General features: G+C 67.5%; 6 protein-coding genes. 3 read left to right on the top strand and 3 right to left on the bottom strand.

All coding sequences use genetic code 11. The features are described from left to right. The first annotated feature begins 87 nt into the window (after positions 1–87). Both ACFV9O_RS33025 and ACFV9O_RS33020 read left to right on the top strand, forming a co-directional pair. Positions 88–1053 carry a hypothetical protein gene (locus ACFV9O_RS33025; protein ID WP_385424504.1) on the top strand — a complete coding sequence of 322 codons (966 nt, stop codon included), beginning with the start codon at positions 88–90 and terminating at the stop codon, positions 1051–1053. Between the two features lie 1029 nt (positions 1054–2082). Beyond that, positions 2083–2322 carry a DUF6271 family protein gene (locus ACFV9O_RS33020; protein WP_385424501.1) on the top strand — a complete coding sequence of 80 codons (240 nt, stop codon included), beginning with the start codon at positions 2083–2085 and terminating at the stop codon, positions 2320–2322. Here ACFV9O_RS33020 and drmC read toward each other — a convergent pair. The 3 genes from drmC to drmA are packed head-to-tail and all read right to left on the bottom strand — an operon-like array spanning position 2303 to position 8777. Then, positions 2303–3067: a DISARM system phospholipase D-like protein DrmC gene (gene drmC / locus ACFV9O_RS33015; protein ID WP_385424498.1), complete on the bottom strand. Its 765-nt coding sequence runs from the start codon at positions 3065–3067 to the stop codon at positions 2303–2305. The two genes, ACFV9O_RS33020 and drmC, sit on opposite strands and share 20 nt — an antisense overlap. Further along, positions 3064–4956, bottom strand: coding sequence for a DrmB family protein (gene drmB / locus ACFV9O_RS33010; protein WP_385424495.1), 1893 nt, complete (start codon positions 4954–4956; stop codon positions 3064–3066). Before drmB ends, drmC begins: the two co-directional genes overlap by 4 nt. Further along, positions 4953–8777 (bottom strand): DISARM system helicase DrmA, encoded by a 3825-nt coding sequence (gene drmA, locus ACFV9O_RS33005; RefSeq protein ID WP_385424493.1) that lies wholly within the window; start codon positions 8775–8777, stop codon positions 4953–4955. The genes drmB and drmA overlap by 4 nt, the downstream gene beginning before the upstream one ends. A gap of 182 nt (positions 8778–8959) precedes the next feature. On the opposite strand from drmA, the gene ACFV9O_RS33000 reads away from it, so the two are divergent. Next, a complete protein-coding gene (locus ACFV9O_RS33000) occupies positions 8960–11131 on the top strand; it encodes a UvrD-helicase domain-containing protein (RefSeq protein ID WP_385424490.1) in 2172 nt (723 codons plus the stop codon). Positions 11132–11255 lie beyond the last annotated feature (124 nt).

Here is an 11255-nt window from a genome sequence, read left to right as displayed (position 1 = left end):
GAGCGGCTCGCACCGATGGCCGTGCACCCACCGGGACCGAGAGGTCACAACCCTACTCGTGAGGGCTGCAGAAGGGATGGTCCTCTAATGAGCGCTGAGGACGGCGCTGACGTCGCCCGATCGTCGCTCAAACTCGGGGACCGGATCGGAAGCGGCGGCCAGGGCGACGTACACGCCATCGCCAACGGATCGCTGCTCTTCAAGGAGTACAAGAACCCGTCCACAGTCAATGGCCATGCTCTTTCAGACCTGGTCACGTTCCGACAGCGTCTCAACCTGACCGATCGCAGCCGACTGGATGCCCTTGCCGCCTGGCCGCTCTGCCGTGTGGTCGAGAGCAGGCGAACGCTCGGCTTCCTCATGAGGCGGGCGCCGGCCCACATGACGTGGCGCACCTCTACTGGTGCGACACGGCTCCTCGAGCTCCAGTACCTGATCAGGCCGCCCAAGGTGGGCTACCAAGGTGTGCCACAGGCCACTCCGGAACAACGAAGGGCACTCGCGCTCATCTGCGTCGAGACCGTCAGCTGGTTCCACAGCGCCGGACTCATCATCGGAGACATCTCTCAGGCCAACGTTCTGTGGTCTCTCACACCTGAGCCCGCCGTCCATTTCCTGGACTGCGACGGCTTCCGCCGGGTGGGACGCGAAGCAGTCCAGGCCCAGGCCGCCACTCCCGACTGGAATGATCCGCTGGCGCCCTCGACAGATGCCAGCGTCGACACAGATGCATACAAGACAGCCCTTGTGGCGGGGCGCATTATTACCCGGGAGCCATATCTCAGACCGGGCCAGGAGCTGACCCTCGTCAGCGGCTGCCTGAACGAGCGCCAGGCAGCCGCGGCACGGAATCTCTTCTCGCAGGCGGCCGGCGAACGCGGGGCCCGGCCTCGACCTGGCGAGTGGCAGACTGCTCTGAGCGACCGGGGCACCATCACTCTCACCGCGGCCGCGCCCCGGCCCAAGCCCACCGTCGACCACTCCGTCCTGGACGGAACGCGCCGCAACCGAACGCCAATCAACCTGCGACATCCAGAAAGTAGACGGGCATAAGGCGTTCCTCAGACACCGGATGCCCGGTGTGGCGAGCCAAAGGCGTCGAAGCCGGGATCGGGCGTCGTCCGCCGTGCTGACGCAGCCCGGCTCTTTCATCCGGGCCAACTGTTTGGGGAGCGATGACTTTGGCCGGGGAAACACCGACGCCCGGACGGTCGTGCGGTACTTCGCTGTCTCGTCGTCGCGAAGGACGGTGCGAGCAGGCCGCGGCCGACTCGGATCGTGCCGAGGACGCGGTGCCGGTCGACGGCACGGTGGTGCGAGTCCAGGCCCATGTCACCGTGACGGGCCCCGAGGGCGATCGGTGGCCGTCGACATAGTGACGATGACCTCAACGCAAGTGACGTATCTGCTGCAAGCGTCAGCGGCGGCCACTGGGGCGACCCACGACTGTCAGCCGTACCGACAGGAGTCGGTACGGAAGTCGTCGAAGGAGGCAGTCTTGTAGCCTTCCTGATCGACGCCGTCGCCCTCGCCCATGAAGTAGCGGACCTGGCCGGGTTCGAGGTCCGCGAGGTGCGCGAGGTGCGCGAGGGTGAAGTCGATGTGTGCCGCCGACCAGGCACTGCCCTTGGCCCACCCGTACAGGTGGTAGCTGCGGGCGGCTCAAGGGGCGCAATGGGCTTGTCCACCCGCCAGCGGTCACCACCGACGTCGAGCCGCCAGGTGACGAAACCCGTGAGGGGCTCCTCGCGCGTCCATTGACCAACCGTTTCCGTTCGGTCCCCGTCGCTGCTCCTGCCGTCCTCGGCGTCGGTGTACAACGTAGCGCCGTCGATGTGACCGCGGCAGACGATCATCACACCGAGCGGCTTCCCGTCCTCCGTCACCGCTATGCCGGAGACGCCCGCCCTCGGCGGGCTGCAACCCGGGAGCAGGCCAGTGCTGCGACACAGGCCGCAGCCAGGAAGGCATGCCGGTTTCGTGCCATCGTTTCGCCCCGATTCGCCCGCATCCTCGGCCCCACCCGCGCATCGGGCCGCGCACGCGCGGGTGATGCCCGGTGGGTAGCGGAGGAACCGGACCTTGTCCGATGCGTTGCGCGAACGCAAGCCGCCGGACACCCCCTACGCGTCACCCCCCGCGTCCGCCGTCACCGCAGAGGCGGCCTACGCGGCCCGGCACTTCGGCATCGAGGCTCACCTGTTGATCCTCGACTCCTGCGACGAGGCCGCATTCGCGGAACACGCCCGCATCGTCGCCAAACGGGTGAGCACCGTACCGATGAGGAGCTGCCAACACCGTGTCAGGGGTGGAAGGGCCTGAGAATACCAAGCCGTTGCAGTTCTACAACATGCTCAGCAGCGCGCCGGGGCGCATCTCCCCCACGAACCAGGGCCCCCGCTTCGATGTTGCGTCGTGCTGCTGACTCGGTCAGGTTGGCACTACCGAGGAAAAGCACCCGGCGATCGGCAACCGCAAGCTTGGCGTGCTGACGCGAGTGGCTATGGACGGCAGGATCGCGTGCCCAGTGCCACAGGCGAAGCCGCGGTACAGAGGTGAACGCATGCGCCGGTTCAAGGCCATGGAGCAGACCCCGCGCACCGGCCAGCGTCTCGACCACGATATGTATCTGCACCCCCCTGTCCGCCGCCGCAGACAAGGCCTCGGTGAGCGCCGCGTAGGGGCGCGCTGCGTAGGTCATCGCGATGAGTTCGTCGTGAGCCGCTCTGATCACCTCAACGAGCACCTGGGCTGTGGCCCGCACCGGAACTGCCGATGTGGAAGGTCCGCTCCAGACCGTCCGGACCTGGACCTCGTCTCGTCCTCGCACCCAGGCTGCGACGTACCCACGTAGATAGGCCGCAGCCTCCGGAAGGGAAACCCCATCCTCTTCCATCACCTCGTACAGAGTCCCCACCATGCCACTGACCGTCGGCGTCGCCAGCACGGTCAGGACGTGCTCTCTGCTGCGGCCCTGTGCCAGCAGTCCTGCGAGGTCTTTCGTACGCGAGGGGCCGAGGGCCACGGCCGCTTCCGCGGCCGTGGCCTCGAACCTGCGCCGGCTCATGGCAGAAGACCCACGGGCGTGAGCACCTGGTCCTTGTCTCCGGCGAGCGGGACCAGGAAGCGGCGGTCCAGGAATCGATTGCCCCGCTCACAAGTGGTCTCCGAGACGAACAGGCAGACATGGCACGCGGCGCCATGGAGGAAGTCCGCCGGGTCGTGGGGCAGGCGTTCGGAGCACAACGGGTCGGCCGAACAGTGCGAGGCGTCACTCAGCGCCCGGCGGACGATTCGACCGAAGTCGCGTTCCTCGGCAAGAGAGACAAGGCCGCCAAGGGTGCCCTCGGAGTCCGGCACTGCGGTGTAGATGAGAATTCCCGTTCTGGGGTTCTTCTCATCTCCCGCGTAGATCCGCTCGGCCAGCGAGGCGGAGTTGTAGCCGCACTCCAGAGCGATCGTGCGGATCAGCAAATGGGACAGGGTGTGCAGGGCGATGTAGCGTGGCCCCGGCCAGCCGTGGAGGGGGTCGAAGTCACTGGTCTTGCGGTCCGACTTGCGATTTGTACGGAACCGGCCGAAGGCCTCCCGGTGAGCCTCCATGTGCGGCGACTTCTCCACTCTCGCCACCCACTCGGCCGCAAGGTCGTCCCGCACGCGAAGGAAAATGCCCTCGCCGCGCACCTCACTTGCCGGTACCCAGTTCTGCGCGGTGCGCGCGAGGTCCACCCGGGTGGCGATCTCGGGTGACTCGGGGTCGGGGGCATCGAGCCGGGTGAAGCCGATCAGAGCACGGGCCTCTCGCAGACGCTCCACCTGCCGGACGTCGGAGAAGAGCTCGCCGAGCGGAGCCGGTACCGATACCTGCCTCAGCGCGAAGTCGTCGCTCGGCGGTGGCACGGGGCCGGACAGGGCGTCCCACTCGGGACCGAAGAGCGCTGTCTGGACATCGGGCGCGGACGGGGCCTGGCCATCGGCCCCCGCCTTACGGCCGTTGATTGCAGCAACCACGGCATCGGCTTCGAATTCCTTCAGAAAACCGAACTTCGGCATTTTCGCCATGAAATCGAACTGACTTCGATCGTCGATGACCTGAAGATCCGGCCAGTGATCGTCGAGCAGCTTGTCGATGTCGCCGGCCTGCCCCTTGGGGAGCGCGAGCGCACTGAGAGTCAGGGGGAACCATTGGTTCGACGCCCCGGCGACCATGAGGACAGCCGGCTCGGTGCAGCCGTTCTTCTCGAATGTGCCCAGGTGCGGGTGCCGTCCGCGGCAGAGCGGCAGGTTGCGACGCCCGCGTTCGCCCATTGCCTCGCGGATGTTGCGCTTCGTCCCGCAGGCGACACACTCGATGGTCACATTGGCCGCTTGGTTGCCGCCATGGTCCTTCATGCGCAGCTTGGGGCGGGGGGTCTTGGCACAACTCTGGCCGTGGTGGACATACGCCGTGTACGGGAACTCATCCAGATGGCCCGCGGTACATACGAGGGTGAATCGGGCCGCGACTGCCAGGGGCTTGCCCTTCTTGCAGTCGTGGACGAACTTCGCCTCGTGCGGGGTTCGCGGGTTGGAATTGATGAACGCGAACTCGCTCGAGTCGACGCCCGCAAGGACATTGCAGGCAGTGCAGCGCAGCCACTGGGGGAACGGGGTGACAGGCACACCGATGCCCTGAGCTGCCCAGCCCTTCGGGTCGGTGTCCCCGCCCTCCAGCCAGGGCGCGGCCCTCAACTGCTCGATCTGCCCGCGCCCGTAGCGCTGGAGCGAGCGGTTGACGGCGGCCCGCAGTCGAGGTTCGTCGATGTCGTAGTCGGTGATACCCGAGTAGCTCCAGGAGTCGAGCCCTTTTACCAGAACGGAGAAGTTCGGCAGGTCGACGAGCGAGCCGATTCCCGCGGTGAACATCAGATGGCTCGGGCGGACGGCGCCGACCCGGCGGTTGGAGTTGTTGCTCATCGCTGTCCCTTCCCGGCTGTGCCGGCGGTGGTGTCCCCGTACTCGTCGCTGTCGACAGTGGCCGCCGCGTCGGGATCGATCTCGGTGTCGGCAGCGCCGAAGTTCCAGTCCGGGCCGCCGCTTGCCGGTTCGTCGAGGAACGCGCCGCCGCCCGGCAGAAGCAGGTTGATCTCGTTCTCCGTCTCACGCATGGACATGCCGACGGTGAGTTCGGTCCACTGCGAGCCATCGGCACGCCGGAGGAGCCCACTGACAACCGTGTTCTTCCGCTTCTCCCTCCGGTAGCCGAGGGCAGCACTGTTCTCGTCCCGCTTGCGACGCCACACATCTTTCAGCCGATCCAGACACTCGCTCAGATACTCGCGAGCGCGCTCCTGTCCGACCCTTTCGGCGCGGTCGAGGAGACGGCGTTCCACCTCGGCGGCCAGTGGACCGTCCAGGTCGACCACGTGGGCGTCGAGATTGCGGGAAGTGTCGTACGCCGCCTGACGCAGCGCGGCGACATAGGTGGCGGCCACACCTCGGTCCAGCGCGCGTCTGGTGAACGGGGTGACGGAGAGCGCCTCGACCTGCCGGTAGAAGGTGGCGTGGTAGTGCTCGAAGTCCTCGTAGTGGGCGAGGTCCCGTGGGCGGGACCAGTTGTAGAGGGTGACGACGAGGCCGGGACGCTCGGAGTCACGGCCGACACGGGACGATGCCTGGATGTATTCAGCGGTGTTCTTCGGCTGACCGACAACGAGCATGAGCCCGAACCGGGAGACGTCGACGCCGACCTGGAGCATGGAGGTGGCGAGGGCGACATCAACCGCCTGTCGGACCATCGGAGTCATCGAAGCGCGAGGTTCGCGCTTCTCCTTGATTGCCGTTGCGTACTCGCGCAGGAACGCACGCCGCCGCACAGAGGTATCGCGCTCCGGATCAAAGCCGGTCTCCAGCCGCTTGAGAGCGGCACCGATGTCTGCGGAGGAGATACGGGAGGTCAGTTCCTGGATGTTGAGCATCCCCGCCTTGCTGACGATGCGGTCGGAAAGGACGTCTTGGCCCTTGCGGCTGCCGTTCGAGCGCACGCGGGTGGTGATGTCGTCGTCCATGTACCGCCGCATGCCAGCGAGTTCACGGGTGGCGTTGAAGTAGCCGACGAGCGTCATGTAAGGGTCGGCGGGCTTGCCGTAGTCGTCGAAGAGCTGCTGGCCGGCGAGCAGCAGGATCTCGGCAACGCGGATCTCGGCGGCCTTGAGGCGGGTGCCGTGGGCACACACTCCGAGGTAGCGACGGCCGGGATTCTCGCGGCTCAGTTCGACCTGTCGAGAGAAGAAAGTGTCACCGACATCGAGAACCTGTGGCGGGAAGACGGCGACCTTGCGGCCGAAGACACCGAGAACCTGGTCGGCGGCGCGCTTCGTGGTGGCCGTGGATGCGACGATCTTCGGTCCGACCTCATGACGCCGACCCTGAGCGTCGGTGACGGCCCAGGTGCACAGCTGGTCGACAGCGGACTCGAAGAGGCCGACGGTTGTGCCGAGCGCGCCGGATATCAGGTGCAGCTCGTCCTGGATGATCAGGTCCGGCGGCCTCAGCCGCGTGACGGGTTGCGCTGTCACGCCGGGGAGGTCGCCCTTGGCATTGTGACGGCTGCCGCATCCCGTCTTGGCATCCAGGTCGTCGTGACGGTAGCCGTGGCGCGGGCAGACCTCGGTGACTCGGCCGAACAGCAGACCCGCGTACCCGTTCCAGGGGAGCTGGGCGAACTTGTCGACGGTGGCGATCAGCAGCGAAGGGGCAAGCCTGTAGATCTCCTCGTCGACGGTGAGGACGGGGATGCCCTCGCCGGGCGATTCGAGCCGTGAGAAGGGACAGCGGTCGTCGCCCTCGCCACGGGGGCAGTACAGGAGGACACGTCGACGCCCCTCGTCGTACTCCATGTGGGAACGCGCGGCCAGCCCGCTGCCGCACCAAGGGCAGGTCAGGACCTGCAGCACCCGGGCGTGCTTGTCGCTGGCGCTCTCTCGGGCATCGGCAATCTGTTCCTTGGCCTCGTCGAACCAGTTCGGAGACACGGAGGTTCCCACCCACAGCCCGATACGGAACGGGGTGGCGCCCCAGCGCGTGTCCCGCGCGAACTCCGCACGGCGCAGCACCTCGCAGGCACTGACCAGTGCGGCGGCTCGCTGGAACTGCTGGGCGGTCAGCAGCCGGAGCGTGTAGCGCATGAGGACACCGACGCCCGCCTCGCCGCTGCGTGCGTCCGCGCCCGAACCGAGGGTGCCCTGGAGGCGCCGCAGCGCGAAGGTGTACGCGGCGAGGCCGAGGTATGCCTCGGTCTTGCCGCCACCGGTCGGGAAGAACAGCAGGTCGACGAGTGCCTCGCGGCCGGTGCCGCGGTGCTGGTGACCTGGTTGGGTCAGGGCCGCGAGGTTGAGCAAGACGAACGCGAGCTGGAACGGGCGCCAGCTGGCTCCTTCCTTGCCCTTCCCGTAGACCTCGTCACACGCCTCCTGGTAGGAGCCTTGATCGTCCGCACGGCCGGCCCGGGCGGCAGCGATGGCGGTGTTGCGGCGCTGGAGAGCCATGGCCTGGTTGGCGAATCGGAACGCCTCAAGGGCGGTGCTGTCGGCGACGAGCGTGTCGATGCCCCAAGTGATCCTGTCGCAGATCTCCATCGCCTGCTCGATGGCGGCGAGCGCCGACTGCCTCAAATCCTCCGGCAGCGAGTGGGCGCTGCGGCGCTGCTGCTCCAGCCAGGTGCCGTAGCCGTCGGCGAGCGGCGCGAGGGCGGCGCTGAGCTCGGTACGGCGTGCGGGAACGGCGAGCGCGGCGAGCTCGTCCATGCCGAGCTCCAAGCCCCGGAGCAGCTCCTGGTCCTTGACGCTCGGGGCGGTGGTGGACCGGACGTCGTACTCGGGCAGCCAGGTGGTGCTGAGTCGGTGGGCGTTGCGCTCACCGTCGCGTACAGAGGCATGCACGGCGACGTTGCGGCCCTTGGCGTGGCTCAGGCTGTCACGGTAGAGGAGCCGAAGCCGGCGGTCCTCGGCGTCTTCGGGAGCATTGCTCCGGTTCGCCGGATCGAGGGGGTCGTCGACGGGGTAGAACACGGCCGCCTGGTCGTCGGGGAAGGCGGTGACCTCGAGGGAGGTCTGGAAGAGCCAGTGGGCGTCACGTGCCTCGCGACTGTCCTCCTGCCGGTTCACGAGCGCGAGTTCGACGATGCGCAGGTCCTCGCCGCCAGCGTTCCCGGCGTGGTGACGCACCTGTACGTCGAGCGCGACGGCGTCGCCTTCGAGAGTCACGATTCGGTCGGCTGCGCCGGTGACGTCGATATCCACCGGGTGCTCGACCGGCTCGCGGGACCACACCCTGCGGGTGGTGCCCTGGTCCGTGGCTCCCTCGGACTGGGTGTAGCGGCCCCATCGGGCGACGACGCTGAGCGTGCCGACGGATGCGGGAACGGTGAAGGACAGTCCCATGGAGGATGCCCAGATGTGGCCTGCCGCCTGGGGGGTGAGCCGGTCTTGGGGTTCGCTGTCGTCCCCCTCGCTCTCGTCCCCTGAGTCGGCGTCCGTGCTCTGTGCCGCGGCCAGCGCGAACTCATCCGCCTTCGAGGCGTGGGGGCGTGGACCGAGCATGCCGACGAGGTACCGGTCCCGCGGCCCCGAGGAGGCGCTGGGCAGGGTTTCGGTCTCACCGTCCCACGGGCCCAGCAGATCGCGCCGGATGTAGGTGACGAGCCCGTCTCGCACTGCGTACGAATCGCCGGACTTGAACGTCTGCGGCACTTCGTCGAGCGGGTGCGGGACGGCTGCCTGGGCGGGCTGGGCCGGCATGCGGTGGGTCCTTTCGGACAAGGCCGGTGAGGCACGAGATTGTGTCGAGGCTACAACAACACCAGCAATATAGGTCGTTGACTTAGTTCACACAAGACTTACCCGATGCCCCGTCGCCCCCGCGGCCATGACTCTCTAATCTGTTCCTCGACCAACGGCCACCGCGCGACCCGAGGACGCCCATGCCCCGACTCGCCCTCTCCGACGACTTCGTCGCGGATCTCATCTCGCTGCAGAGACCTGTGCAGAAGGAGGTCAACGACGCCATCCAGAGGTTCCGGAGCCTGACCGTCCCCCAGCTCCACGCAAGCAAGGGCATGCACCTGGAGAAGCTCGAGCGGGCGCGCGACCCCCGGATCCGCACGATACGCATCACCAAGTTCTACCGGGGCGTTCTGCTGGCTCCCGACGACGGCAGTGACCTGTTCACGCTGCTGCGGGTCGCCGCGCACGACGAAGCGATCAACTGGGCGTGCAAGCGGGCCTACTCCGTCAACGGCGCCACGGGGGGCCTCGAGGTCCGCAACGTCGAGGCTCTCGAGCAGATGGAGACCTTCTTCGAGACGAAGGCGGTCACCACTCCTGCCCGCCTGTTCGAGCAGCACTCGGACACCGTACTGCGCGACCTCGGCATCGACGACCAGGTTCTGCGCCTGGCCCGCGTATGCGTCACGGTCGACGACCTCACGGTCATGGCCCCGCCGATGATGCCGGCGGATCAGTACGAGGTGCTGGAATACCTGGCCGCCGACTATTCCGCCGAGGACGTGTGGGAGCAGCTCATCGCCCCGCGTGGTCAGACGGTTCGCACGGCCGAGGACCGGCCCACTGTGACCCTTACCGAGGCCATCCTCAACACTCCGAACCGCATCGTCGAGGTCACCGGGCCGGGAGAGCTGGAGCGCATCCTCACCGAGGACCTCACGCGTTGGCGGATCTTTCTCCACCCCGCCCAGCGGCGCTACGCCTACCATCCGGGTTTCAACGGACCTGCGCAGGTCACGGGCGGCCCCGGCACCGGCAAGACAGTGGTCGCCCTGCACCGCGTACGGCATCTGCTGCGCACCGGCCGCGATGGCGACCGGATACTCCTGACCACGTTCACCAACGCGATGGCCGCTGCTCTGCGCGACAGCCTGGCACTCCTCCTGGGCGAGGCGGACGCCCGCCTGCTCCAGCGTGTCGATGTGACGACGGTCGACTCGCTTGCCGCGCGAGTGATCCGGGAGGCGCGCGGCAGTGCGCCCAAGCCGCTCTCGGCACAGGCCGAGAAGAGCGCATGGACCCGTGCCACGGCTAACGAGGACCTGCCGTGGACGGAGCAGTTTCTTGGCCAGGAGTTCCGCAATGTCGTCCTGGCCCAGGGCCTGCGTACACCCGAGGAGTATCTGCGCTGTGTGAGGCGAGGGCGGGGCACCCAGGTGGGGCGGGTGCAGCGAGCCAGGCTGTGGCGCGTGATGGAACGCTTCACGGCCGATCTGGCATCGCGCGACTCGGCAACGTACACGCAGCTGTGCGACCAGGCGGCACGCATCCTCGCGGACAGCGGTCCGCGCTACCGGCATGTGATCGTGGACGAAGCTCAGGACTTGCACCCCGCCCAGTGGCGGGTGCTGCGCGCGTGTGTGGCGCCGCAGTCGGACGACATGTTCCTCGTAGGAGACCCTCATCAGAGGATCTACGACTCCCGGGTCTCTCTGCGCTCGCTGGGTGTCCATGTCCGGGGACGCACCTCTCGGCTGCGCCTCAACTACCGCAGCACGGAGGAGATCCTGCGCTGGTCGGCATCTCTGCTCGACGGACAGCCGGTCGGCCGGCTCGGCGAGGACGACGACGATGACGGCGGCCGGGACTCACTGCGGGGCTACCGCTCCCAGCTGCACGGCCGCATCCCGGCGGCGCGTGGACACGCCAGCCAGGACGAGGAACTCCGGGCGCTGATCGAGCAGGTGCGGGTCTGGATCGATCAGGACGGGGTGAAACCGTCCGAAGTGGCTGTGTGCGCCCGGTTCAACACGATGGTCGACTCGGTCATTACGCGTCTGCGCCGGGAAGGCATCCCGGCGGTCGCCGTCAAGGACGACCCAGGGCCAGGAGTCTCGGGCGTGCGGGTGGCCACGATGCATGCCATGAAGGGGCTGGAGTTCCGCTGCGTGGCCGTGGTCGGTGTGACCTCCAGTGTGCTGCCGTTCGCCCAGCAGGTGACGCCCGCCGAGGTGGACCCCGTCCAGCACCATTCTGATCTGCTCGCCGAGCACTGCCTCCTGTTCGTGGCGTGCACGCGGGCCCGTGACGCGCTGGCGATCTCGTGGAGCGGACAGCGCAGCCCGATGCTCGACCCGGTCGCCGACTGAGGCAAGGCGACCGGGGCGGGGGGGCCGCCACAGTCTCGGGGGGGGGGGGAGGGGCGGAGGGAGGCTTCCTGTGCTTGGTGTCAAGCAAAGAGCTCTCGAGAAAAAAGAGCTTGGTTCTTTTTTT

It is taken from the genome of Streptomyces sp. NPDC059909 (assembly GCF_042730885.1).
Lineage (GTDB): Bacteria > Actinomycetota > Actinomycetes > Streptomycetales > Streptomycetaceae > Streptomyces.
This window is presented reverse-complemented; position numbering and strand designations above follow the sequence as displayed.

Coding starts and splice junctions, on each gene's coding strand:
- ACFV9O_RS33025 (WP_385424504.1), top strand. CDS start 88: ATGAGCGCTGAGGACGGCGCTGACGTCGCCCGATCGTCGCTCAAACTC.
- drmC (WP_385424498.1), bottom strand. CDS start 3,067: ATGAGCCGGCGCAGGTTCGAGGCCACGGCCGCGGAAGCGGCCGTGGCC.
- drmB (WP_385424495.1), bottom strand. CDS start 4,956: ATGAGCAACAACTCCAACCGCCGGGTCGGCGCCGTCCGCCCGAGCCAT.
- drmA (WP_385424493.1), bottom strand. CDS start 8,777: ATGCCGGCCCAGCCCGCCCAGGCAGCCGTCCCGCACCCGCTCGACGAA.
- ACFV9O_RS33000 (WP_385424490.1), top strand. CDS start 8,960: ATGCCCCGACTCGCCCTCTCCGACGACTTCGTCGCGGATCTCATCTCG.